Below are 23,984 nucleotides of genomic sequence, written 5' to 3' on the forward strand. Positions count from 1 at the left end.
TCAGATTACAGGGCAGACCCGTAGATTGGGGCGGCGAAATCTGGTCGACCCAAGAACGAGCGAAGCGCTTGGGTTGCACTCAGGCAGAGATGGACGCGCCGGATATGGGGAGATGGTCGAGCCCGTCCGTGTCTCCTCGCCCGCGCTAAAACGCCAAGAACAGTTAAGCGGCCTTGAATATCGGACTTGAAAACCGTCGGCTGTAACAGGTCCATGAGTTCGAATCCGATCGTCTCCGCCCTCCTGATACAACAAAGCCCTGATTACTCAGGGCTTTGTCGTTTCTGGGGTTTGGAAAAATCTCCCAGCCCATACTTCACCCCCTCTGGATGAAGTATTACTTTTCGCCCAGCAGCCAGTTTTTCAACCATCTTCGACCGAACGCAGGCAAAGCGTCATCGACAACGTCCACTCCCCCAGCATTGTCCTATCCTTCCATCTACCCCATGACTCCGGACATCGAAATGCCCGTCCCCGAATCCACCCTTCTCCAGAGCTGGCACCACAACGCCCACTCCTGGATCGAGGCCATCCGCACCGGCACCATCGAAAGCCGCCGCAAGGTCACCGACCAGGCAATCCTGCTGGCGGTACTCGGCCGCCAACCCGAGCATGTGCTCGACCTGGGCTGCGGCGAGGGCTGGCTGTTGCGTGCGCTGGCTGAACGGACCATCACGGCGGTCGGTGTGGATGGCGATGCGACGCTGGTCGAGGCGGCGCGGGCGGCGGGCTCTTCGCGGGTGCATTTGGCGAGCTATGAAGAGTTGGTGGAGGCGAAGTTAGACATAGGCAGCAACTACGACCTGATCTGCGCCAACTTCGCCCTGTTGCAGCAGGACATCATCCCGCTGCTCGCCGCCATGAACGCCCTGCTCGCCCCCGGCGGCGCGCTGGTGATCCAGACTCTGCATCCGTGGGCCGCGGCGGCGGGCGACTATCAGGATGGTTGGCGGGAGGAGACCTTCGCAGGGTTCAAGGGGCAGTGGCAACCCATGCCGTGGTACTTGCGAACGTTGTCCAGTTGGCTCAAGGCTCTGGACATGTCCGGTTTTCGGCTGGCCGGCCTGCAGGAACCACAGCACCCGCAAAGTCCCATGCCGCAGTCGTTGCTGTTGGTGGCCGAGCCCGCGAAAGTACTCGCGGCAGTGGGTGCTGATTGACAGGCGGAACTCACGCCCCCTCGGGATAGTTGCCGGAGTTGCTGTACCGAGGTTTTTGAGTCCCAGAGATAGCCATAAGCAAAGTCTAACGTCAGATAAGTGCCATTGCCGAACTGTATGCAAACCGGCGTTTTGCCTAATGGAATTGCGGCCAAAGGTGCAGTACCTTGTATTGGCAATACCCTGTTGTCGCAAATCCTGTTCAGGTCGAGAGGTGGATTTCATGAACAACATCATCTACATCGTCGGGGTCGTTGTGATTGTCGTGGTTATTCTGTCGTTTCTCGGATTTGCATAGATTCGACGTCAAAAACAACGGGGTTCGAGACGCTTTATCCAGAGCACCTTTTCCTTTAAGCGTTTCTCTCACCCAACCATGAAGCCTGCCGATCATCGGCAGGCAAGGAAGTCGCATACCCGAAGAACAGAAAGACGCGATGAAGTTTCTACGCGCTGTCATCCGCCGTCTTGTCTGTCGTCTTGCCTGAGATGATGGGCGCCTCAATGCCCCAGTCGCCAGACAGGTTCCAATCCTCTCCAAACAGCTCCGCCGGATGCATTGTCCGGTCGGAACCATTGCCGCATGCGAGGGATTTTGCCGAGCAATACCGGTCGCAGCCCCAACAGATCCGCTCGGGGTGCTTGGGGTTGACGGGGAAGTTCTTGGCCATGCCGACCTCCGATCATTGAATGGCGTTCTTGTAACCTACAGCCCTTGCGCAACACTCGCCTTGATAAATATCAAGAATCGGCATCTAACCGTGCGCCATCCCGAACACGCCTCAACATAAAGAGTCATCGATTTAATTGCTCAAAACTTGATAACAATCATTATTGTTCGCAGCAAAGCTTCCTAGACTCGGGCTCCTACTCGTCAGTGCTCAGGAAGCTATTATGCGTACCCCTTTTTCGCTATCACTCGCCCTGCTCTTGCTATCGCCGCTGGTTCACGCCAAGGAATACCCGATCGGGGAACCACAGTCGTGTCCCGGGCTGGAAGTCGGGGCGGTGTATTTGCAGCCAATCGAAATGGCACCTGCGGGAATGATGCGCGCCACCGCGGATTCCGACGTCCATCTGGAAGCTGACATCCGGGCCACCGCGGACAATCGGCAGGGCTTTCAGGAAGGCAGTTTCGTGCCCTACCTGAACGTCTCTTTCAACCTGAAAAAACAAGGCAGCGACCCCGAGATCAAAGGCGATTTCCACGCCATGGTGGCCAATGACGGTCCGCACTATGGCGACAATGTGAAGCTGCTGGGTCCCGGTAAATATCAGCTGACCTTCACCGTCCTGCCGCCGGGCGGTCATGGCTCCCTCGGGCGCCACACTGATAAGGAAACCGGTGTCGCCCCCTGGTTCGAACGCTGCGAACTGCACTACGAATTCATCTACGCCGGCATCGGTAAAAAAGGCGGCTATTGAATGAAGCGCCTGCGCATTGCCTGGCTGATCCTCGCCGGAGCCGTTGTGCCGGTGACGGCTTTTGCCCAGTTACCCAGCTTTGAACTGAGCCTGCGCGATGGCCACTTCACGCCGGCCCTGCTGGAGGTGCCGGCCGGACAGCGCTTCAAGATCATTCTGAAGAACGTCGGCCAAGGTCCGGCCGAGTTCGAGAGCACGCCGTTGCGGGTTGAAAAAGTCCTGTCGCCGGGCGTGACGACCTTCGTGGTCATTCACCCCCTGAGGCCCGGTCACTACCCCTTTTTCGACGAGTTCAATCCGCAATTGCCCGAGGGCGGCATCCTCGCGAAATAACTGAGCGCATGGAATTTTCATGAATCAATCAATGTTCATCGTCTGGCGCGAAAGCGTTGAGGCGTTGCTGGTGATCGGTATTCTCCAGGTTTGGGCCAGCCAGCAAGGCCAACATAATCGTTTGGTCAAATTTCTCTGGGCGGGTGTGGTGCTGGGGTTGATGCTCTCGGGCCTGCTGGCGGTGTTGATTCTGTTTGCCGGCGAGGCCATGAGCGGGTCGGCCAGTGAATGGTTCCAGGCCGCACTCGCGTTGGTTGCGAGCCTGTTGATGGTGCAGATGGTGGGCTGGATGCGCCGCCACGGCCGCAGCCTCAACCACGATTTGCGACGACATGCCGATAGCCACCTGGCTCGACAAGGTGGCGCAGGTTTATTACTGCTGGCCATGCTCGCGATCAGCCGTGAAGGCAGCGAAACGGTGGTATTTCTCTATGGCGCCGGTGCCCGGTTGCGAGGTCCGCAGCTCGGTTTGTTTGCCGTCGGCGGCGTGTTGGGGCTGGTGCTGTCGGCGCTGACCATTACGCTGCTGCACAGCAGTCGCCGATTCATTTCATGGCAACGATTTTTTGCCATCAGCGAAGTCATCTTGCTCATGCTCGGCGCGGCGTTGCTGGTCAGCGGCACCGAACGAATCGGCGGCCAACTGCTCGCCCTGGATTTGCCGGACGTGGTTTACAGCCTCGTTGGCGAAGCGCTTTGGGACAGCAGCACGTTGCTGAGCGACAGCCACGGATTGGGTGGCTTTCTTGCAGGTTTCGCCGGTTATCGGGCAAGCCCCAGTGGCCTGACCTTGTTGGTGTGGATCGGTTATTGGCTGGCCGTCGGCGGCTGGCTACGGCAACGGACTGCGGAAAAACTGCCATGCCCAACTTGAGCCGGCGCAATCAATGGCTCCAACGACTGGGTGACGGGATGCGTCGCCATGCGCCCGTCATCCGTGCGATGCAGTGGGCTGTTGTCGTGTTTTACGCGGTGCTGTTGGTGACCCCGGCGCTGTTGCCGCTGCCCGATAGCCAGGCGCGGATACTCGACAACCTGACCTTGCTCGCGCAGTTTCTATTCTGGGGAATCTGGTGGCCGTTCGTGTTGCTGTCGATGGTGTTCTTCGGCCGACTCTGGTGTGGCGTTCTGTGCCCGGAAGGTTCGCTCAGCGAATGGGCCAGCCATTACGGTAAAGGCCTGGGTGTGCCGCGCTGGATACGCTGGGGTGGCTGGCCCACATTGGCGTTCTGCCTGACGACCCTCTACGGCCAGTTGATCAGCGTCTATGACTACGCCCAGGCCGCGCTGTTGATTCTGGGCGGTTCGACCGTCGCAGCGGTCATCGTCGGGTTGTTGTTCGCCCGGGGCAAGCGGGTCTGGTGTCGTTACCTGTGCCCGGTCAGCGGCGTTTTCGCCCTGCTCGCAAGGCTCGCCCCCGTGCATTTTCAGGTCGATGAACAACGTTGGCTAGAAAACGCCGCACCGCGCCTGCCGCCGCCCAACTGCGCTCCCCTGCTCGATATCCGCCGCCTGCAAGGCGCCAGTGATTGCCACGCCTGCGGACGCTGCAGCGGACAACGCGGGGCCGTTCAACTGATCGCCCGCTCCAGCAATCAGGAGATTCTTCACGCGACGGCACAGACGCTGTCCCCCTGGGATACGCGCTTGCTGCTGTTCGGCGTGATCGGCTTGGCCATGGGCGCGTTTCAGTGGACGGTCAGCCCATGGTTTATCACCCTCAAACAACACCTGGCCGAGTGGCTGGTCGAATACAACCAACTCTGGGCCCTGCAGGACAACGCTCCCTGGTGGCTGCTCACCCATTACCCGCAGCTCAACGACAGCTTCAGCTGGCTCGACGGTTTCAGCATCGTCGCTTACTTGAGTTTGAGTTCGATCATGCTCGGCACGGCGTTGATGTTGCTTGTGCGTCTGACGGCCCGACTGGCGCAAGATCGCACTTTGTATCAGCCCTTGGCGCTGACACTCACGCCTCTGGGGGGTGCCGGACTGTTTCTCGGGCTGTCGGCCACCACCGTCAAATTACTGCGTTATGAAGGTCTGCTGCTAGAGTGGGTGCAACCCGCCAGGGCCAGTCTGTTACTGGCCGCAATGGGCTGGAGCCTGCTACTGGGCTGGAAACGGCTGAGTCGCGAAAATCTTTCCCGGGTGCGACGCGGGTCCGCCATCGCTTGCCTGCTCCTGGCCGAAGGCATGGTGGGATTTGGCTGGTGGTTGCAATTCTGGGGCTGGGCTTGAGTGCCCCAGCCCCCGTTACCCCCGCAACACAAAGGCTGGAAACAACTCGCGCATGGCCTCCCACAACTCTGGCAGCAATGCTTGAGCCGGAGCGCTCGGCAGCAGTGGATCGAACATCCGCTCGGTGCGAACCAGTTGCACAGCGAAGCGTTTGACGCCAAGCGCATTCAAGCGTTTGGCCAGCATCAGAAGACGCGCCGGCTCGAACAGATGCCAATGCACGGTAGTGCGACATTCGTAGTCGACACCACTGGCCAGCAGATGTTCGAGGCTGCGCCAATTGGCGGTTCCACTGCCCTCGACCCGGGTGATGGCCTGGCAATCCTCGGGTAACGCCTTGACATCGAAACCGACCCAATCAGCACCGGTCAATGCCTTGGCGAACGCCGCAGGCTTGATGCCAGCGCTGTGCAAGCCGATGCGAAAGCCCATGTCCCGCACTTCATCCATGGCCCCGAGCAAGCCGTCCTGCAAGGTGGGCTCACCGCCGCTGAACACCACGGCATCGAGCAGGTCCTGACGACGTTGCAGAAACGCCAACACCCGCCGCCAATCCACTTCGTCTGTGCCACGAGGCGGAATCAGCTGCGGGTTGTGACAATAACGACAACGCCAGGCGCACCCCTGGCAAAACAGCACGCAGGCGAGCTGTCCCGGATAGTCGATAGTGGTCAGGGGCACCATGCCCCCGACCCGAAGCATTCGACTCATTGGCGCCCGGCCAGTGCCGCGCTTTCGGTGAAGTGCGCCCGCTCACGGTGCTCCGACTGTTTGCCCGGATTGAACGCCGACACAGGACGGTGATAACCCATCACCCGGGTCCAGACTTCGCAGCGTTGACGTTGAGCCTGGGGCAGTGTTTGCGATGCAGTCATGGTGAAGCTCCTTGCGGTTGAGTGGATAAAAATCAATGAACGGCGCCGGCTTTCTGCTCTTGCAGCAGCAGGGCCTCGTCGCATTTGGGGCAGAACTCATGTTCGCCATCGAGGTAGCCGTGCACCGGGCAGATGGAGAAGGTCGGGGTCACGGTCAGGTACGGCAGGCGGAAGCGGCCAAGGGCTTTTCGCACCAGTTGCTTGCAGGCCTCGGTCGAGGAAATTCGCTCGGCCATGTACAGGTGCAGGACCGTGCCGCCGGTGTATTTGCATTGCAGTTCGTCTTGAAGTTCCAGCGCCTCGAAGGGGTCTTCGGTGTAACCCACGGGCAGTTGCGAGGAGTTTGTGTAATACGGCGCCTGCACACTGCCAGCCTGGAGAATGTCGGGATAGCGCTTGAGGTCTTCCTTGGCGAAGCGGTAAGTGGTGCCTTCGGCCGGTGTCGCTTCCAGGTTGTACATATGGCCGGTTTCCTCCTGGAAACGCAGCAACGTGGCGCGTACATGATCGAGCATCTTCAGGGCAAACTGCCGGCCATGCTCGGTGTGCATGCCCTCCTCGTCGCCGCTGAAATTGCGCAGCATTTCATGCAGGCCGTTGAGGCCGATGGTGGAAAAATGGTTGCGCAAGGTGCCCAGGTAACGTTTGGTGTAAGGGTACAAACCGGCGTCCATGTGGTGCTGAATGACCTTGCGCTTGACCTCCAGGCTCTCCATCGCCAGCTCCATCAGCGCGTCCAGGCGCTGCAACAAACCGCTGGTATTGCCCTTGAACACATAGCCCAGCCGCGCGCAGTTGATCGTCACCACGCCGAGCGACCCAGTCTGTTCCGCCGACCCGAATAAACCGCCGCCGCGCTTGAGCAACTCGCGCACATCCAGCTGCAACCGGCAGCACATCGAACGCACCTGATTGGGCAGCAGGTCCGAATTGAGGAAGTTCTGGAAGTAAGGCAAACCGTAACGCGCCGTCATCTCGAACAGACGATCGGCGTTTTCACTGTCCCACGGAAAATCATGGGTGATGTTGTAGGTCGGGATCGGAAAGGTGAACACTCGCCCTTTGGCATCGCCAGCCTGCATCACCTCGATGTAGGCGCGGTTGAGCAGGTCCATTTCGACCTGCAGGTCGCCATAGGCAAACGGCATTTCCTCCCCGCCGATGACGGGTATCTGCTCACGCAAATCCTGCGGGCACACCCAGTCGAAGGTCAGGTTGGTGAACGGCGTCTGGGTGCCCCAGCGCGACGGCACATTGAGGTTGTAGATGAACTCCTGGATCGCCTGGCGCACCTCTTGATAACTCAGCTGGTCCTTGCGCACATAGGGTGCCAGGTAGGTGTCGAACGAGCTGAATGCCTGAGCACCGGCCCATTCGTTTTGCAGGGTGCCGAGGAAATTCACCATCTGCCCCAAAGCGCTGCTCAAGTGCTTCGGCGGACCGGCTTCGACACGCCCCGGCACACCATTGAGCCCTTCGTGCAACAGAGTGCGCAGCGACCACCCGGCGCAATAACCGGCGAGCATGTCCAGGTCGTGCACATGCAAATCCGCCTCGCGGTGGGCCTGGCCGATGGCCTCGCTGTACACCTCGTCCAGCCAGTAATTGGCAGTGACTTTGCCCGACACGTTCAACACCAGCCCGCCCAGTGAGTAGCCCTGATTGGCATTGGCCTGGACCCGCCAGTCTTCACGGTCCAGGTACTCGTTCATCGAGGTCGCCACTTCGACCATAGTCCGGCGGTCACGACGCAAACGCCCGTGCTGTTCGCGGTAGACGATGTAGGCGCGCATGGCGAAGAAGAAACCGGCGTCCATCAATACCCGTTCGACCCGATCCTGGACCTGCTCGACATGCAGCCTTGGCAGTCCGTCCAGCCGAGCGAGTACCGCCTGAAGCAAACCTTCAACTTCAACCTCGGTGTACTCCCCGGTTGCCTTGCCGGCGGCAATCAATGCCTGGCGGATCTTGTCGGCATCGAAGGCGACCAGACTGCCATCGCGCTTGTGCAAGCGGTTACATCCTACTGAGATCAGCGTGCTCTGCATTCGGCCTCCAGATACTACATATAGATGTTTATAGACAAACAAACACAACATGCAGTGAAGACTACGGACAAAGCGCTGTTCTGCAATTGATCGATATCAAGATTCGCCGGTGAAAAAAAACCGCCCGAAGGCGGTGAAGGGAAAATCCGACAAGCTCCCTCGCCACAAGGAGTGTGTTTAGCAAACTCTTTCCTTAACGGATCAACTCAACCGCCACTCATGTTCATGAAGCGCACAATCTGCACCTCCCCTTCGGGGCTGAAATCGTGGCGCAACGGCTTGCCGCGCAAGGCCTTCTGCACCGCATTGATCACGGGTTGGTCATCCAGCGGATATCGCCGCAACAATCCTCTTAAATCCAGGGCATCGTCCTGCCCCAGACAAAGCAGCAGCTTCCCTTCAACAGTCATCCGCACCCGATTACAGCTGCCACAGAAGTTGTGACTGTTGGGTGAAATGAAACCGATCCGGGTCTCTGGATGGCGTTCCAGGCGCACATAGCGCGCCGGTCCGCCGCTGTTCTCAGTGCTATCGAGCAGCCGATGCTGGCTGGCGATCAACGCCCGTACCTCGTCGCTTGAACAAAACGATTCGCCCCGGGAACGGCCGACATCGCCCAAGGGCATTTCTTCGATGAAGCTGATATCGATGCGCTGATCGATGGCGTATTGCACCAACGCCGGGACTTCTTCGAAGTTGCGCCCTTTCATGACCACGCAGTTGAGTTTGATCCGCTCGAACCCCGCATCCCGCGCCGCTTCGATGCCATTGAGCACCTGATCGAGATCGCCGATGCGGGTGATTGCGCGAAATTTCTGCCCGTCCAGGCTATCGAGGCTGATGTTCATCCGCTTGACCCCCGCCTCCGCCAATGGCCGGGCCAGACGGCTCAGTTGCGAGCCGTTGCTGGTCATCACCAGTTCGCGCAAACCGGGCAGCGCGGCGATGTTGCGGCACAGTTCGACAATGCCCGGCCGAATCAGCGGCTCGCCGCCGGTCAGGCGGATTTTGCGTACGCCCAACCCGACGAACAGCGTTGCCAGACGTTGCAACTCTTCCAGCGTGAGCACCTGCTGACGCGGCAGGAACGTCATGTTCTTCGCCATGCAATACACGCAGCGAAAATCACACCGATCCGTCACCGACATCCGCAGATAATCGATCTGCCGTCCAAAGCCATCCTGCATTACAGCGTTCATCACATCTCCCGGTTTGCCTCGATGCTCACTGCACCAGCGGTGAGTCGGCGCCCTGCAAGTGGATGCCGCGAATATCCGCCGCACCGATCAGGGTTTGCAGGTACTGCACCAGGGCTTTTTGCCAGACGCCTTGCTGCAACTGCGTGCGGATCGCCGTCGATACCACCTCGTAGGGCAACGGCATGCCGTCGATCCGCTGATCGACGCTGACCACATGCCAGCCGTAGCGACTTTCCAGCGGTTTACTGGCCAGCCCCGGCGCCAGAGTGAACAGCTGACGTTCCAGTTCGGGCACGGTTTGACCCTTGCTGATCTGCCCCAGAGAACCGCCTTGAGCCTTCGACGGGCAGGCCGAATATTTCACTGCCAGCTCGGCGAAACTACCGGGGAAGTCCGCCAACCGCTGCAGCAGAATTTCCGCCTGATCACGCGCAAGGGCGCGCGCCTCGACATCGTCCGGCGCACACTCGAGGAGGATGTGCCGTACCGCCAGCAACGGCGCACTGTGGAAGCGCCCGCGATTGTTTTCGTAGTAACGAAGACTGGTTTCCTCGTCGCACTGGGGCACCTGCACTTCACGTTCGAGCAACAAGCGCGTGGCCGCTTCTTCTTCGTTTTCACCCACGCCGATCTCCAGCGACACGCCGAGTTCGGCAATGCGCTGCTGCAACAACTCGCGGATCACCAGCGCCCGGGCGGCCAGGTAGACCGCCTCCTCGCGGCTCTCGGCCGGGTGATATTGCAGCTCCTGAGCCATCGCTTCCGGGGTGATCGCCACCTCGTTGACGCTGATGATCGGCCACTCCTGTTCGCTGCTGGCGATCAGCTGAGCCGGGGCGTCATCAGCCGCCACCGGCTCAACCGGGAGTGCTTCAAACGGCGCGATATCGACAACGTCTGGCACCGAAGGCTCTGCTTTTTTTGAGGAACCACAGCCACCGCTGCCGCCGTTACCGCCGCCACATCCACATCCACCTGACATGATTTTCTCCTCAGACTTTCTGCCGAACGATTTGATAACGGCGCCCCACGTACCCGACCGGCGCACTGATGATGTGTACGAGACGGGTGAAGGGGAACAGCACGAACAAGGTCAAACCGAGAAACACGTGCAACTTGTAGGTCAACCCGACCGGCGCGATGGCCGCCGCCGCGTCCATCGGCCGCAACAGCACGGTGTTCTGCGCCCAGTTGGCAAGCATCACCATCACCGAGCCGTCCATATGCGCGGTGGACGCCGCAATCGTCAGCAGACCCAGCAGCAATTGCGCCAGCAGCACCAGCAGAATCAGGATGTCCGAAGGGTTTGAGGTGGCCCGTACCCGAGGATCGGTCAGACGCCGTTTGACCAGCATCAGCAAGCCAATCAGGCACAACAGGCCGAAGAACCCGCCGGAGACCATTGCCAGCAACTGCTTGTTCTCAGTGCTGATCACATGGTGATAGATCGACGCTGGCGTCAGCAGGCCTACGAAGTGCCCGGCCAGCACGAACAGCACACCGATATGGAACAAGTTGCTCGCCACGCGCATGCCGCGCTGGTTGAGCATCTGACTGGAGCCAGCCTTCCAGGTGTACTGCGACAGATCGAAACGTGCCCAACTGCCAACCAGGCAAATCATCAGGGCCATATAGGGATAGACCCCGAACAACAACAGGTTCCATTTAGACATTGCCCACCTCCTTGGCTGGCGCGGCGGCCAGCCCTTCATGCTGAAAATCCACCCAGTGCAATGGCACCGCGCTTTCTTCCCGGGCCTTGCCCGGTGCGCTTGGCAGTCCACTGCAACGGTCCTGCTGTTCGGCCTGGAGAAAGTCCACGGCCTCCTCTTCCCAGATCTTGTCGAGGGCTTCGAGGGAGTCGTCGCGCGGTTCGGCAGCCACCTGCGCGCGCAGGTCGGCCACCGCTTGATGGGGCTCGGCCCCGGCAATTTGCAGCAGCGCCCGGAAGCAGCTGGCATACGCGCTCTCGCGTTCTTCCAGACGGGCCGCGAGCAACGCCAGCAAGTGCGAAACATCCGCCAGGCCCTCGCGGGCCTCGACGTCTTCACGGGTGGACAGGTACTCCAGATACAGCGGGATGTAGTCCGGCAGCTCCTTGACGCCGATGGCAAAACCAGCGGCTTCGTATTGCGCCATCATGTCGACCATCGCCTGACCGCGGTCGCGGGATTCGCCGTGCACGTGCTCGAACAGCAGCAGCGACAGCGAGCGCCCCCGGCCGAACAGCGCACCGTAGTGCTCTTGCCCGTCCATCAGGTCATTGGCGCAGATCAGTTCCAGCAACTCGAACAATGCGCCGCGTTGCTTGGGGCTGATTTCCCGTGACTGGATAATCGCCTGCTCCAGTTCGTCGCGACCGCCAATCAGCGTCTCGGTCGGGTAATCGAGCAGCAGCGAAATCACTTTGAGAATTTGCATGCTCACTCCTCCCACAACTGCACGGTTTTCAGGATGTCGCGGCGGTTGGCTTTCTTCGCACCGAACATGTTGGTGTCGGAGCTGCCGCTGCAGCCGCTGCCGAAACTGAAGCCGCAACCGGAGCGCTCGGCAAAGGCATCGCTCATGGCGTCTTCACGGTGCGCGCTCGGTACCACAAAGCGGTCTTCATAGTTGGCAATCGCCAGGTAGCGATACATCTCCTCCACCTGCGTCACACTCAAGCCGACATCCTTGAGTACTTGCAGGTCCTGAACGCCATCGACTTGCTCGGAACGTTTGTAGGCGCGCATCGCCAGCAAGCGTTTAAGCGCACGCTTGACCGGTCTTTCATCGCCGGCGGTCAGCAGGTTGGCCAGGTACTTCAGCGGGATACGCAGGCTGTCGACGTCCGGGATCACCCCGTTCATACCGACGGTGCCGGCAGTGGCAGCGTTCTGGATCGGCGACAGCGGCGGCACGTACCAGACCATCGGCAAGGTGCGGTATTCCGGGTGCAGCGGCAGTGCGAGTTTCCAGTCCACGGCCATTTTGTAGACCGGTGAACGTTGGGCTGAATCGATCACCGACTGAGGTACGCCATCGGCCAGGGCCTGACGAATCACCGCCGGGTCATTCGGATCGAGGAAGATCTCCAGTTGTTTCTCGTACAGGTCCTGCTCATTGGCGGTGCTCGCCACTTCGCTGATGCGGTCGGCGTCATACAGCAGCACACCGAGGTAACGGATGCGCCCGACGCAGGTTTCCGCGCAAACGGTCGGCATCCCGGCTTCGATCCGCGGGTAGCAGAAGATGCACTTCTCGGACTTGCCGCTCTTCCAGTTGAAATAGATCTTCTTGTACGGGCAGCCGCTGATGCACATCCGCCAGCCACGGCATTTTTCCTGGTCGATCAGGACAATCCCGTCTTCTTCACGCTTGTAAATCGCCCCGCTCGGGCACGACGCCGCGCACGCCGGGTTCAGGCAGTGCTCGCACAGGCGCGGCAAATACATCATGAACGTGTTTTCGTATTCGCCGTAAATGTCCGCCTGGATCTTGTCGAAGTTCTTGTCCTTACGACGCTTGGCGAATTCGGTGCCGAGGATCTCTTCCCAGTTCGGGCCCCACTCGATTTTTTCCATGCGCTTGCCGGAGATCAGCGAGCGCGGACGCGCGGTGGGCTGGTGCTCGCCCAACGGCGCGGTGTGCAGGTGCTGGTAATCGAAGTCGAAGGGTTCGTAGTAGTCGTCGAGGCTCGGCAGATCCGGGTTGGCGAAAATGTTCGCCAACACGCGGAATTTACCGCCGATGCGCGGGTTGATCGTGCCGTTGGCATTGCGGATCCAGCCGCCCTTCCACTTGTCCTGGTTTTCCCATTCTTTCGGGTAGCCGATCCCGGGTTTCGATTCGACGTTGTTGAACCAGGCGTATTCCATACCTTCACGGCTGGTCCAGACGTTTTTGCAGGTGATCGAACAGGTATGGCAACCGATGCACTTGTCCAGGTTCAGCACCATGCCGATTTGTGAGCGAATCTTCATCTCAGTTCTCCTCGATATCGGTCGGCAGAGGGCGCGGCAAGTCATCGCCGGACGAACCATCGAGCCAGTCGACTTTGGCCATCTTGCGCACCACGACGAACTCATCGCGGTTGCAACCGACGGTGCCGTAATAGTTGAAACCGTAGGCTTGCTGCGCATAGCCGCCGATCATGTGGGTCGGCTTGAGCACGACACGGGTGACGGAGTTGTGGTGGCCGCCACGGGTCTTGGTGGTTTCCGAGCCTGGCACGTTCACGATCCGTTCCTGGGCGTGATACATCATCACCATGCCGTCCTTGACCCGTTGGCTGACCACTGCCCGCGCGGTCAGCGCGCCGTTGGCGTTGAAGCATTCGATCCAGTCGTTGTCCTCGATGCCGGCGCTTTTCGCGTCATTCTCCGAGAGCCAGACAATCGGCCCGCCACGGCTGAGGGTCAGCATCAGCAGGTTGTCGCTATAGGTACTGTGGATGCCCCATTTTTGGTGTGGGGTGATCCAGTTCAGGACAATTTCGGTTTCGCCATTACTGCGTTTGTCTTTCACCCCTGCAATGGTGCGGGTGTTGACGGGCGGGCGATAACTCATCAGTTGCTCGCCGAACGCCTGCATCCACGGGTGATCCTGGTAGAACTGTTGGCGACCGGTGATGGTGCGCCACGGGATGGCTTCATGAACGTTGGTGTAACCGGCGTTGTAGCTGACGTGATCGTCCTCGAGACCCGACCAGGTCGGGCTGGAAATGATCTTGCGTGGCTGTGCCTGAATGTCGCGGAACCGAATCGCCTCGTGGGCCTTGGGCAATGCCAGGTGGCTGTGATCGATGCCGGTAAACTCCGACAACGCCGCCCAGGCCTTGACCGCAACATGGCCGTTGGTTTCCGGCGCCAGGGACAGAATCACTTCGGCGGCATCGATCGCCGTGTGAATTTTCGGACGGCCGTGACTGATACCGGCGGCGCCTTCTTTGTGATTGAGCTCGCCGAGGAATTTCACTTCGGCTTCGGTGTTCCAGTTAATGCCCTTGCCACCGTTGCCGTGTTTTTCCAGCAATGGCCCGAGGGACGAGAACTGCTTGTAGATGTTCGGGTAGTCGCGCTCCACCACATGCAGGTTCGGCGCGTTCTTGCCCGGCTCCGGGGCGACGCCGGCGCTTTTCCAGTCGGTGCCGCCAAAGGGTTGGGCCAGTTCGCCAACGCTGTCGTGCATCAGCGGGATGGTCACCAGGTCCTTCTCAACGCCCAGATGCCCTTCGGCCATACTGGAAAACGCCTTGGCGATGCCTTTGTAGATTTCCCAGTCGGAACGCGATTCCCACGCCGGGTCGATCGCCGCCGACAACGGGTGAATGAACGGGTGCATGTCCGAGGTGTTCATGTCGTCTTTTTCGTACCAGGTAGCGGTCGGCAAGACGATGTCGGAATAGACGCAGGTCGACGACATGCGGAAGTCCAGCGTGGTGACCAGATCAAGCTTGCCGATGGCGCCCTCGTCCACCCATTCAGCTTCTTCGGGTTTGCAATCGCCGACCTGGCCGATGTCTTCGTTCATCACCCCGTTTTTGGTGCCGAGCAGGTACTTGAGCATGTACTCATGACCCTTGCCCGAGGAGCCCAACAGGTTGGAGCGCCAGACAAACATGTTGCGCGGGAAGTTGACCGGGCTGTCCGGCTGTTCACAGGAGAAGCGCAGCGAACCGTCCTGCAGCGACTTGACCACGTAGTCTTTGGGGTCCATGCCGGCCGCAGCCGCATCGCGGCAAATGTGCAAAGGGTTAGTGTTGAGTTGCGGTGCGCTCGGCAACCAACCGGCGCGTTCGGCGCGGATGTTGTAGTCCAGGGCATGCTCTGGGAACTGCGATTTATCGGCCAATGGCGAGAGCACGTCGTGCATGCTCATCTTCTCGTGGCGCCATTGCGAGCTGTGGGCGTAGAAGAAGCTGGTGCCGTTCATTTGCCGTGGCGGACGGTTCCAGTCCAGGCCGAACGCCAAGGGCAGCCAGCCGCATTGCGGACGCAGTTTTTCCTGGCCGACATAGTGCGCCCAACCGCCACCGGTCTGGCCGACACACCCGCAGAGCATGAGCATGTTGATCAGCCCGCGGTAGTTCATGTCCATGTGGTACCAGTGGTTCATCGCCGCGCCGACGATGATCATCGAGCGACCCTTGGTCTTGTCCGCGTTGTCGGCGAACTCACGGGCAATCTGGATCGCTTTCTCACGGCTGACGCCGGTGATCTGTTCCTGCCAGGCCGGGGTGCCCGGCACCGAGGCGTCGTTGTAATCCTTGGCCACGTTATCGCCGCCGAGGCCGCGGTCGATGGCCAGGTTGGCGGCCGACAGGTCGAACACGGTGGCGACTTTGGCCACGCTGCCGTCCGCCAGCACCACGTTATGCACTGGCACGCGACGGTATTGCACGGCATCGCCGGCCACGTGCTGGAAGTGCTCGTGGGACTCGCCGGCAAAATACGGGAACGCCACTTCGGCAACGTCATCGCCGATCAGGCTCAGCTTCAGATCGATCTCACGGCCTTCGCCGCCTTCACGCGGCAGGATGTTCCACTTGCCCTTCTCGCCCCAGCGATAACCGATGGAGCCTTGAGGGGAAACCAGTTCGCCGCTGACATCCAGCGCGATGGTTTTCCATTCCGGGTTGTTTTCCTGGCCGAGGTTGTCGGTCAGGTCGCTGGCGCGCAGGAAGCGGTCCGGCTGATAACCGGCGCCCGGTGCCTTGTCGACCATTTGCTTGAGCAGCACCAGCACCGGCAAATCGGTGAAGCGCTTGGCGTAATCGGTGAAATAGGCGCTCGGCTTGTCTAGGTGGAATTCTTTGAAGATCACATGGTTGAACGCCTGGGCCAGCGCCGCATCGGTGCCTTGTTTAGGGTTCAGCCACAGGTCGGTGAGCTTGGCGACTTCCGAGTAATCCGGGGTGATCGCCACAGTCTTAGTGCCCTTGTAACGGACTTCGGTAAAGAAGTGCGCGTCGGGGGTACGGGTTTGCGGGACGTTGGAGCCCCAGGCAATGATGTAGTTGGAGTTATACCAGTCAGCCGATTCCGGCACGTCGGTCTGCTCGCCCCAGACCATTGGCGAGGCCGGTGGCAAGTCGCAGTACCAGTCGTAGAAACTCAGGCACGCGCCGCCGATCAGCGACAGGTAACGCGAGCCGGCGGCGTAGCTGACCATCGACATGGCCGGGATCGGCGAGAAACCGACGATCCGGTCGGGGCCGTATTGCTTGATGGTGTAGACGTTGGACGCGGCAATGATCTCGTTGACTTCATCCCAGTTGGAGCGAATGAAACCACCCATGCCGCGCTTGCTTTTATAAGAATCGGCCTTGACCTTGTCCTCGACAATGCTCGCCCAGGCTTCCACCGGTGCCATGGTCTGCCGTGCCTCGCGCCAGAGTTTGAGCAAAGGCTTGCGGATCTTCGGGTACTTGAGCCGGTTGGCGCTGTAGATGTACCAGCTGTAACTGGCGCCACGCGGGCAGCCACGGGGTTCATGGTTAGGCAGATCGTTGCGGGTACGCGGGTAGTCGGTCTGCTGGGTTTCCCAGGTGATCAAGCCATTCTTGACGTAGATTTTCCACGAGCAGGAACCGGTGCAGTTCACCCCGTGGGTGGAACGCACGATCTTGTCGTACTGCCAGCGCGAACGGTAGACGTTCTCCCAGTCGCGCGACTCTTTGTGAGTCTCTCCATGTCCATCGGAAAACTCGTTTTGCTTGCGGTTGAAAAACCGCAATTGATCCAGTAAATGACTCACGGTGTAGTCCTCTCAGGCTTGCTGCGGGGTTCTGTGCCCCGCCCACGCAATGGTTGGATTCGGGTCGTTTCAGCAGGGAGTCGCGGCGCCTTTGCGGGCGTACCACCACCAGGTCACGACGATGCAGCTCAGGTAAAAACCGACGAACATGTAGAAGGCCATCTCCGGGCCGCCGGTCTGGGCCATCGAAGTGCCGAAGGATTTGGGAATGAAGAACGCACCGAAGGCGCCTATGGCCGAACTGAAGCCCAGGACGGCGGCCGATTCTTTGCCGGCATCCTTGAGCGCTTGCTCGCGCACGGCGGGCGGTTTTCCGGCCGAGGCTTTTTCATGCTGGGTGCGGAAGATCACCGGGATCATCCGGAAGGTGGAGCCGTTGCCCACGCCCGTGGTGATGAACAGCAACATGAACAGGCCGAGGAAGCCGTAGAAGTTGCCGCCGGTACCGTTCTGCGGCAAAAAGTGCATCACCCCGAAGACCATCGCGATCATTGCCACGAAGTTCCACAAGGTCACTTTCGCGCCACCCAGCTTGTCCGCCAGCCAGCCGCCCAATGGCCGTACCAGCGCCCCCACCAACGGGCCGAGGAAGGCGAATTTCAAGGCAATCACATCTGGGAAAGAGGTTTTGATCAGCAACGGAAACGCGGCGGAAAAACCGATGAACGAACCGAAGGTCGCCAGGTACAACCAGCACATCAGCCAGTTGTGCTTGCGTTTGAAGATCACCGCTTGGTCACTGAACGAGGCCCGGGCACTGGACAGATCGTTCATGCAGAACCAGGCCAGCACCGTCACCAGGACAATAAACGGCACCCAGATGAACCCGGCGTTTTGCAGCCACAACTGACCACCGTCCGGCAGTGCTTGCGGCGAGCCGCCCATGAAGCCGAACACCCCGAAGGTAATCACCAGCGGCACGCAGAACTGCATCACCGAGACGCCCAGATTGCCTAAACCGGCATTGAGGCCCAACGCCGTGCCCTGCTGCGACTTGGGATAGAAGAAGCTGATGTTGGACATGCTCGAGGCAAAGTTGCCGCCACCAAAACCGCAGAGCAAGGCAATCAACACGAACACGCTGTACGAGGTGCTCAGGTCCTGCACGGCGAAGCCCATCCAGATCGATGGCAACAGCAGCGACGCGGTGCTCAGGGCGGTCCAGCGCCGGCCACCGAAGATCGGCACCATAAAGGAATAGAAGACGCGCAAAGTCGCACCGGACAACCCCGGCAACGCCGCCAGCCAGAACAGTTGGTCGGTGGTGAAGCTGAAGCCGATGGCGTTCAAACGCACAATCACCGTGCTCCAGACCATCCACACCGCGAAGGCCAACAACAGCGCAGGAATGGAAATCCACAAGTTGCGAGTGGCGGTCTGTTTGCCGCTACTTCCCCAGAACGCGGGGTCCTCGGGGCGCCAGTCATGAATGACCGGGCCTTTGTCAGGCTTTTGCAGAACGGACATGTTCTTCTCCTAGGGCAATGCTGGAAATCGGGGACGGGGTCAGCAGCGGCGCTTTACCCAGCACCGGGCTTTTGCGTATTTCGCTGAAGTACATCCAGGTGAGGGAGACCCAGACCACGCCGTACATCAACATGAAGCAGGAAGAGCGCACGCCGGTAAGGTCCACCAGGGCGCCGAACAGGATCGGCAGCACAAAACCACCCAGGCCACCCGCAAGGCCGACGATGCCGGACACCGCGCCCATGTTTTTCGGGTAGTCATTGGCGATGTATTTGAAGACCGAGGCCTTGCCGAACGCGAAAGCGATGCCCATGACGAACAGCAGCACGGTGAACAGCGCGGGATTGAGGCCGATGTGGAAATCCAGCGGGCCGTTGATCGTTTGCACTTGCAGTTGGGTCTGGGGATACGAGAGCAGGAACAGGCAGATCCAGCTGACCCACAACACCCACCAGGTCACGCTTTGCGCGCCCCAGCGATCCGACATCCAGCCGCCGACGGCGCGCAGCACGCCACCGGGCAGGGAAAAACAGGCCGCCAGCAACGCCGCGCTTTGCAGGCTGAAACCGTATTCCTGCACGTAGTACTTGGTCATCCACAGCGCCAGGGCGACGTAGCCACCGAAGACGATCGAGTAGTACTGGCAGTAGCGCCACACCGCAGGGTCTTTCAGCGAGCGCAGTTGCTCGCGCAAACTGGCGCCGGAGGCACTGCGGTGATCCTTGTTTTCGGCACTGAGAAACCAGAATGAAAGCGCGGTGATAAAGAGGATCGCGCTGAAGACTTTCGGCACCAGCTGCCAGCTGCCGGCCGCAATCAGTGCCGGCGCGAGAAACTTGGTCACCGCCGCTCCGGCATTACCGGCACCGAAGATGCCCATGGCGAAGCCTTGATTCTCCTTGTCGAACCATTTGGCGACGTAGGCAATCCCCACTGAGAAAGAGCCACCGGCCAGGCCGACGAACAAACCCAGCACCAGGAATTGCCAGTAGGCGGTGGCGTGACTGATCAGGTACAGCGGTGCGACGCAGGCCAGCATCAGCAGAAAGAACACGCTGCGCCCGCCGAAGCGGTCAGTCAGCAGACCCAGCGGCAAACGCACCAACGAGCCGGTCAGCACCGGGGTCGCGGCCAGCAGGCCGAACTGGGTTTCGTTGAGCTGGAGCAGTTCCTTGATCGGCACCCCGAGCACGGCAAACATCATCCAGACCATGAAGCACACAGTGAAGGCCAGCGTGCTCATGCCCAGCACCAAGCCTTGTCGTACACGCGGTTGGTTCACAATGCTCTCCAGTCAGTCAGCCATGCCGGCAGACTAGAGAGGGCAACTCCGCAAAAACTTGACCCACGTCAACGAACGCCATGGGGACCCAAGCCTATGCTTGCACCGCCTACCTCTAAGGAGGTAGCTCAATAAAACCTTAAAACCCTTTATTTATCAGCTTGTTAAGGGTTTTAACCAACGCTTTTGCTGACACGGAACGGTCGATAACTCTTTAGAGGTAGCGCGCCCTGGATCGGCGGCAAAACCCCACGCTGGAACTTTGCATGCTCTGCTTTCTTACTTTTCCCCCGGACCTGAGCCAATGATGCGCTGGTTGCGCAGCTCCCTGCCCGCTCGCGCCGGGCTGGCGGTAATCCTGATCGCCGTGTTGGCGCTCGCCAGTTCGTTGAGCGCCGGGCTGATCGCCTGGTTCAGCCAGGGCGATGCCGCCGCCATCAACACCGCAGGCTCGGTGCGCATGGAGACCTATCACCTGAGCTGGAAACTCGCCGCGGGTGCAACGCCCTCAGAAATCGCCACCATCACCGACAGCCTGCAAACCCGTCTCACCAGCCAGTCACTCAAGGCCGTGCTGGAAGATGGCCCGACCACCGCACTGCAACTCAGTTATGGGCAAATCCAGCAATCCTGGACCGAAGATTTGCGCCCGGCACTGGAGCGCGGCGATGCGGCTGCCTTTCAAGCCAGGGCCCTGCCCTTCGTTGAGCAACTGAACCGGTTCGTCGATCTGTTGCAGCGCCAAAGCGAACAAAAGCAAGGCTGGCAACAGGCGATCCAGGGCATGGCCTTGTTCACGACCATGATCGTCCTGCTGATCGGGTTATATGAGTTGCAGTACGGCGTCGTCACCCCTTTGAAAGAGTTGGTGGACGCAACCCAGCGCTTTCGTCGTGGCGACTTCAAGGTGCGGGTCAACCATCAGTCCCAGGACGAACTGGGCCAGTTGGCCACGAGTTTCAATAGCATGGCCGAGACGATTGAAGAGTCGCATCGCACGCTGGAGAGTCAGGTCCTGCAAAAAACCCTGAACCTGCAACAAGCCAATGCCGCCCTGGAGCTCCTGTATCAAACCAGCCGAAGCCTGGCCACACGCCTGGCCAATGCCGAAGGCCTGGATGAATTGATTCGACGCTTCCAGCAACGCCTGCCCGGTTTGCGCCTGTCGCTGTGCCTGCAAGGCCAACTGCAGGCACCCGCCCAGCAGTTGCTCGCCCTGCATGGCGCGAACGTCCGGGAAGTCTGCGCCAGTAGCGACTGTGCAACCTGCGAGCGGCACCCTAAAACCAACCCGCAAACCTTCAACATCAGCAACCAGGGCAGTGAACTGGGTGAACTCAAGGCGCACTTTGTCGACGGTCATCTCATGCAAGCCTGGGAAACCCAGCTGATCCAGGCCCTGGCCAATCTGATCGGCACCTCGCTCTCGCTCAAGCGCCAACGGGAACAGGATCATCGCCTGCTACTGCTCGAAGAACGCACGATCATCGCCCGCGAGCTGCATGATTCACTGGCCCAGGCCCTGTCCTACATGAAGCTGCAAGTCAGCCGCATGCAGACCCTGATGCGCCGGGGCGAACCGGCCCAGACCCTGGAAGCCGTCACCGCCGAATTGCGCGAGGGACTGAACAATGCCTACCGCCAGTTACGCGAGTTGCTGACCACGTTTCGCTTGCAGATTCACGACGCGGGACTGGTGCAGGAACTCAAGGACACCGCCGAGGAGTTCTCCCGTCGCGGCGAGTTTCAGGTGCACCTGCACGTCGACTCGCTGGCCTTTGAGCTATCGGCCAGCGAACAAATCCACATTTTGCAGATTACGCGCGAAGCGCTCTCCAACTGCCTGCGCCACGCTCATGCGCAAAACGCCTGGCTGCAACTGCGCCAGGACGGCGAGACGGTCAGGTTGTCGGTCGAAGACGACGGTCGCGGCTTCAGCGGCAACGTCGACCAACGCGAACACCACGGCCTGAACATCATGGATGAACGGGCTCGCAGCTTGCACGGCCAGCTGCAGATCATTTCCAGGGAACCCCAAGGCACCCGTGTCCAACTGGAATTCCACCCGGAATTTCTCGGGCAGCAAACAGAAGGCAGCACCCCATGAACCCGTCCCCACAACACAGAATCCTGCTGGTAGACGACCATCCGATGATGCGTCACGGCATTCGCCAGATGCTCGAACTCGAAGATGATTTCCTGATCGTTGGCGAAGCCAGCCAAGGCGAAGAAGCACTCAGCCTGATTGAACCGCTTCGACCGGACCTGGTCTTGCTCGACAACAATATGCCGCAAATGAATGGCATTGAAACCCTGCGCCGATTACGGGCGATGCACTACACCGGCAAAGTGCTGCTGTTCACCGTGTCCGACGCCGAAGACGATATTCGCGACGCACTGCGCCTGGATGCCGACGGTTATCTGCTCAAGGACATGGAGCCCGAACTGTTGATTCAGTACATCCGGGACGCCTTGAACGGCGCCTTGGTGATCAGCCCGGGGCTGACCCAAGTGATGGCGCAGGCGCTGCGCTCGCCGCCACGCCAAGCCGTGGTGGAATTGACCGAGCGTGAGCGTCAGGTGCTGAAAACCATCGCCAGCGGCTTCAGCAACAAGGTCATCGGGCACAAGCTGGGCATCACCGAAGGGACGGTCAAGGTCCACGTGAAAAACCTGCTACACAAACTCGGCTTGCGCTCGCGGGTGGAGGCCGCGGTGTGGGCCATGGAACATCTGCGCAATGCGGGCTGACAGGCATTCCTCTTTGGAGGTAGGCCTGCAGAGGCATAGGTCATTTGGCCTGCGCTCTCTACTATGGCGGTCAGCGGAGGTACGCCATGCTGACCCACCCTTCCATCGTTTTAACGTTGCGCCGTCATCATCTGTTTAGCCAACTCCCGGAGAAAATCTTCGAGGAAGTCTGTGGGCTGGCCATGCTCAAGCGCCTGAGTTGTCACAGCACGCTCATGCATCAAGGGGATCCGGCCAGGCGTTTTTTCCTGCTGGTCAGCGGCCAGATCAAGTTGTACCGGCTCACCGGCGAAGGCCAGGAAAACCTGGTGGAGATCATCCAGCCCGGCCAGACCTTTGCCGAAGCCTTGCTGTTCAGCCAGGCCCGGCTCTACCCGGTGAGCGCCACCGCACTGAAGGACAGTGTGCTGGTGAGTATCGAGGGCAACCATTACCGCAACGCCCTGGAGGACCAGCCGAAAGTCTGTCTGGCGATCCTGGCGAGCATGAGCGTTCACCTGCACCTGCGCCTGCGCGACATCGACAACTTGACCGCGGCCAGTGCAAGCCGTCGGGTGATCAATTTCCTGCTCCAGGAACGCCACCCTGTCACCGGCCAGATTGTCTTGCAGGTGTCCAAACGTCTGGTGGCGTCGAAGCTGGGGATTCAGCCGGAAACCTTTTCGCGGATTTTGCATCGTTTGGTGGAGTGCGGCCTGATCGCCATGGAGCGTCGCCATATCAGCATTCTCGCTGAAGAGGAGCTGGCGGCTTTCCAATAGTCGGAATTGACCGTCATCAAGGCGCAATGCCACGCACCTTGCACACTGGCAGAGTCCATCCATGGAGAGTGCAAATGCCCCGTTCAACCCTGCCTTTGGTTTACTCCTGCTCAGGCTGTTCCAACGTCGCCCAACTGGCCAATACCCTGGCGGTGCGGCTGGACCGCAGTGGCCTGGCTGAAATGTCCTGCATCGTCGGTGTTGGCGGGCATGTGGCGGCGTTGGTCAACAAGGCACGCTCGGGGCGCCGGATCTTCGCGCTGGACGGCTGCCCGTTGCGATGTGTTGAGAACTGCCTCAAGCAGCATGGGCTGCAGGCTGATGTGCATCTGATTCTGAGTCAGTATGGGCTGCGCAAACGCCATGGTGAGGATTGCACGCAGGCGCAGAGTGATGAGTTGTTTGAAGGGATCAGGCAGTTGATTGCCAGTGATGCTCGGCAGCATGAAAGCCGGCAGGAAACGATGGCCTGAAGAACAGCAAAAACCCTGTGGGAGCGGACTTGCCCGCGATGGCGTCTGCTCGCTGGGCTGTTTTTTGGCTCAGTACATATCCATTTCTGCGGTAACGGCTCCTTTGGGTTCCGCCCTTACGGCGGGTCACTTTGGAAAAGCGCCAAAGTAACCAAAACGCTCTTGCCCCTTTCGTTCGGTGCCTCGCCTAGGCTCGGCATGCCCTCGCTCCGGTCCTGCTCCGTGGGCCCGC

21 protein-coding genes are annotated in these 23,984 nt (G+C 59.9%); 9 read left to right on the forward strand and 12 right to left on the reverse strand.

Going from position 1 to position 23,984, the window contains the following annotated elements; translation table 11 throughout:
• Positions 1-464 precede the first annotated feature (464 nt).
• Positions 465-1,160, forward strand: a complete 696-nt coding sequence (locus tag LOY56_RS15690) for a trans-aconitate 2-methyltransferase (protein WP_258622694.1) — start codon at positions 465-467, stop codon at positions 1,158-1,160.
• 446 nt (positions 1,161-1,606) lie between these two features.
• On the opposite strand, the gene LOY56_RS15695 is transcribed toward LOY56_RS15690, so the two are convergent.
• On the reverse strand, positions 1,607-1,831 hold the full coding sequence (locus tag LOY56_RS15695; protein WP_258615384.1) for a DUF3079 domain-containing protein: 225 nt from the start codon (positions 1,829-1,831) through the stop codon (positions 1,607-1,609).
• Between the two features lie 223 nt (positions 1,832-2,054).
• Here LOY56_RS15695 and LOY56_RS15700 point away from each other — a divergent pair, with 223 nt between their 5' ends.
• The 4 genes from LOY56_RS15700 to LOY56_RS15715 are packed head-to-tail and all read left to right on the forward strand — an operon-like array spanning position 2,055 to position 5,159.
• Positions 2,055-2,585 (forward strand): iron transporter, encoded by a 531-nt coding sequence (locus LOY56_RS15700; protein ID WP_258615386.1) that lies wholly within the window; start codon positions 2,055-2,057, stop codon positions 2,583-2,585.
• Entirely contained in the window at positions 2,586-2,918 is a 333-nt protein-coding gene (locus tag LOY56_RS15705; protein ID WP_258615388.1) for a cupredoxin domain-containing protein, read from the forward strand.
• A 19-nt stretch (positions 2,919-2,937) separates the two neighbouring features.
• Positions 2,938-3,792: an FTR1 family protein gene (locus LOY56_RS15710; RefSeq protein ID WP_258615392.1), complete on the forward strand. Its 855-nt coding sequence runs from the start codon at positions 2,938-2,940 to the stop codon at positions 3,790-3,792.
• A complete protein-coding gene (locus LOY56_RS15715; RefSeq protein ID WP_258615393.1) occupies positions 3,780-5,159 on the forward strand; it encodes a 4Fe-4S binding protein in 1,380 nt (459 codons plus the stop codon). The genes LOY56_RS15710 and LOY56_RS15715 overlap by 13 nt, the downstream gene beginning before the upstream one ends.
• 15 nt (positions 5,160-5,174) lie before the next feature.
• On the opposite strand, the gene LOY56_RS15720 is transcribed toward LOY56_RS15715, so the two are convergent.
• The 11 genes from LOY56_RS15720 to LOY56_RS15770 form a co-directional block, all read right to left on the reverse strand.
• Entirely contained in the window at positions 5,175-5,870 is a 696-nt protein-coding gene (locus LOY56_RS15720) for an anaerobic ribonucleoside-triphosphate reductase activating protein (RefSeq protein ID WP_258615403.1), read from the reverse strand.
• The gene (nrdD, locus tag LOY56_RS15725; RefSeq protein WP_038982862.1) at positions 5,867-6,034 is read right to left on the reverse strand and encodes an anaerobic ribonucleoside-triphosphate reductase; all 168 of its coding nucleotides are present in this window, start codon (positions 6,032-6,034) and stop codon (positions 5,867-5,869) included. The genes LOY56_RS15720 and nrdD overlap by 4 nt, the downstream gene beginning before the upstream one ends.
• A gap of 32 nt (positions 6,035-6,066) precedes the next feature.
• A complete protein-coding gene (locus tag LOY56_RS15730) occupies positions 6,067-8,082 on the reverse strand; it encodes a ribonucleoside triphosphate reductase (protein WP_258615406.1) in 2,016 nt (671 codons plus the stop codon).
• A 206-nt stretch (positions 8,083-8,288) separates the two neighbouring features.
• Positions 8,289-9,281 carry a GTP 3',8-cyclase MoaA gene (moaA, locus tag LOY56_RS15735; RefSeq protein ID WP_258615408.1) on the reverse strand — a complete coding sequence of 331 codons (993 nt, stop codon included), beginning with the start codon at positions 9,279-9,281 and terminating at the stop codon, positions 8,289-8,291.
• 25 nt (positions 9,282-9,306) lie between these two features.
• Entirely contained in the window at positions 9,307-10,263 is a 957-nt protein-coding gene (locus LOY56_RS15740; protein WP_258615410.1) for a peptidylprolyl isomerase, read from the reverse strand.
• A 10-nt stretch (positions 10,264-10,273) separates the two neighbouring features.
• Positions 10,274-10,954, reverse strand: coding sequence for a respiratory nitrate reductase subunit gamma (gene narI / locus LOY56_RS15745; protein ID WP_258615412.1), 681 nt, complete (start codon positions 10,952-10,954; stop codon positions 10,274-10,276).
• Positions 10,947-11,702 (reverse strand): nitrate reductase molybdenum cofactor assembly chaperone, encoded by a 756-nt coding sequence (narJ, locus tag LOY56_RS15750; protein WP_258615414.1) that lies wholly within the window; start codon positions 11,700-11,702, stop codon positions 10,947-10,949. Before narJ ends, narI begins: the two co-directional genes overlap by 8 nt.
• Before the next feature lie 2 nt (positions 11,703-11,704).
• Positions 11,705-13,243, reverse strand: coding sequence for a nitrate reductase subunit beta (gene narH, locus LOY56_RS15755; RefSeq protein ID WP_258615416.1), 1,539 nt, complete (start codon positions 13,241-13,243; stop codon positions 11,705-11,707).
• Position 13,244: 1 nt separating this feature from the next.
• On the reverse strand, positions 13,245-17,018 hold the full coding sequence (locus tag LOY56_RS15760) for a nitrate reductase subunit alpha (RefSeq protein ID WP_258615419.1): 3,774 nt from the start codon (positions 17,016-17,018) through the stop codon (positions 13,245-13,247).
• 69 nt (positions 17,019-17,087) lie between these two features.
• The gene (locus LOY56_RS15765; RefSeq protein ID WP_258615421.1) at positions 17,088-18,485 is read right to left on the reverse strand and encodes a NarK family nitrate/nitrite MFS transporter; all 1,398 of its coding nucleotides are present in this window, start codon (positions 18,483-18,485) and stop codon (positions 17,088-17,090) included.
• On the reverse strand, positions 18,463-19,767 hold the full coding sequence (locus LOY56_RS15770; RefSeq protein ID WP_258615422.1) for a nitrate/nitrite transporter: 1,305 nt from the start codon (positions 19,765-19,767) through the stop codon (positions 18,463-18,465). The genes LOY56_RS15765 and LOY56_RS15770 overlap by 23 nt, the downstream gene beginning before the upstream one ends.
• A gap of 304 nt (positions 19,768-20,071) precedes the next feature.
• Between LOY56_RS15770 and LOY56_RS15775 the strand changes: the two genes are divergently transcribed.
• The 4 genes from LOY56_RS15775 to LOY56_RS15790 all read left to right on the forward strand — a co-directional run bounded on the left by LOY56_RS15775 (position 20,072) and on the right by LOY56_RS15790 (position 23,752).
• Positions 20,072-21,874 (forward strand): HAMP domain-containing protein, encoded by a 1,803-nt coding sequence (locus LOY56_RS15775; protein WP_258615423.1) that lies wholly within the window; start codon positions 20,072-20,074, stop codon positions 21,872-21,874.
• Positions 21,871-22,518, forward strand: coding sequence for a two-component system response regulator NarL (gene narL, locus LOY56_RS15780; RefSeq protein WP_258615424.1), 648 nt, complete (start codon positions 21,871-21,873; stop codon positions 22,516-22,518). Before LOY56_RS15775 ends, narL begins: the two co-directional genes overlap by 4 nt.
• Before the next feature lie 86 nt (positions 22,519-22,604).
• Entirely contained in the window at positions 22,605-23,279 is a 675-nt protein-coding gene (locus LOY56_RS15785; protein ID WP_258615426.1) for a Crp/Fnr family transcriptional regulator, read from the forward strand.
• A gap of 74 nt (positions 23,280-23,353) precedes the next feature.
• Positions 23,354-23,752, forward strand: coding sequence for a putative zinc-binding protein (locus tag LOY56_RS15790; protein ID WP_258615427.1), 399 nt, complete (start codon positions 23,354-23,356; stop codon positions 23,750-23,752).
• The last annotated feature ends 232 nt before the right edge of the window (positions 23,753-23,984 follow it).

Origin of the sequence: Pseudomonas sp. B21-048 (assembly GCF_024748615.1) — a bacterium.
In the GTDB taxonomy this organism is placed as follows: domain Bacteria; phylum Pseudomonadota; class Gammaproteobacteria; order Pseudomonadales; family Pseudomonadaceae; genus Aquipseudomonas.

Coding starts and splice junctions, on each gene's coding strand:
- nrdD (WP_038982862.1), bottom strand. CDS start 6,034: ATGACTGCATCGCAAACACTGCCCCAGGCTCAACGTCAACGCTGCGAA.
- LOY56_RS15730 (WP_258615406.1), bottom strand. CDS start 8,082: ATGCAGAGCACGCTGATCTCAGTAGGATGTAACCGCTTGCACAAGCGC.
- narH (WP_258615416.1), bottom strand. CDS start 13,243: ATGAAGATTCGCTCACAAATCGGCATGGTGCTGAACCTGGACAAGTGC.
- LOY56_RS15765 (WP_258615421.1), bottom strand. CDS start 18,485: ATGTCCGTTCTGCAAAAGCCTGACAAAGGCCCGGTCATTCATGACTGG.
- LOY56_RS15785 (WP_258615426.1), top strand. CDS start 22,605: ATGCTGACCCACCCTTCCATCGTTTTAACGTTGCGCCGTCATCATCTG.
- LOY56_RS15775 (WP_258615423.1), top strand. CDS start 20,072: ATGATGCGCTGGTTGCGCAGCTCCCTGCCCGCTCGCGCCGGGCTGGCG.
- narL (WP_258615424.1), top strand. CDS start 21,871: ATGAACCCGTCCCCACAACACAGAATCCTGCTGGTAGACGACCATCCG.
- narJ (WP_258615414.1), bottom strand. CDS start 11,702: ATGCAAATTCTCAAAGTGATTTCGCTGCTGCTCGATTACCCGACCGAG.
- LOY56_RS15740 (WP_258615410.1), bottom strand. CDS start 10,263: ATGTCAGGTGGATGTGGATGTGGCGGCGGTAACGGCGGCAGCGGTGGC.
- LOY56_RS15710 (WP_258615392.1), top strand. CDS start 2,938: ATGAATCAATCAATGTTCATCGTCTGGCGCGAAAGCGTTGAGGCGTTG.
- narI (WP_258615412.1), bottom strand. CDS start 10,954: ATGTCTAAATGGAACCTGTTGTTGTTCGGGGTCTATCCCTATATGGCC.
- LOY56_RS15720 (WP_258615403.1), bottom strand. CDS start 5,870: ATGAGTCGAATGCTTCGGGTCGGGGGCATGGTGCCCCTGACCACTATC.
- LOY56_RS15690 (WP_258622694.1), top strand. CDS start 465: ATGCCCGTCCCCGAATCCACCCTTCTCCAGAGCTGGCACCACAACGCC.
- LOY56_RS15695 (WP_258615384.1), bottom strand. CDS start 1,831: ATGGCCAAGAACTTCCCCGTCAACCCCAAGCACCCCGAGCGGATCTGT.
- LOY56_RS15700 (WP_258615386.1), top strand. CDS start 2,055: ATGCGTACCCCTTTTTCGCTATCACTCGCCCTGCTCTTGCTATCGCCG.
- LOY56_RS15790 (WP_258615427.1), top strand. CDS start 23,354: ATGCCCCGTTCAACCCTGCCTTTGGTTTACTCCTGCTCAGGCTGTTCC.
- LOY56_RS15715 (WP_258615393.1), top strand. CDS start 3,780: ATGCCCAACTTGAGCCGGCGCAATCAATGGCTCCAACGACTGGGTGAC.
- LOY56_RS15705 (WP_258615388.1), top strand. CDS start 2,586: ATGAAGCGCCTGCGCATTGCCTGGCTGATCCTCGCCGGAGCCGTTGTG.
- moaA (WP_258615408.1), bottom strand. CDS start 9,281: ATGAACGCTGTAATGCAGGATGGCTTTGGACGGCAGATCGATTATCTG.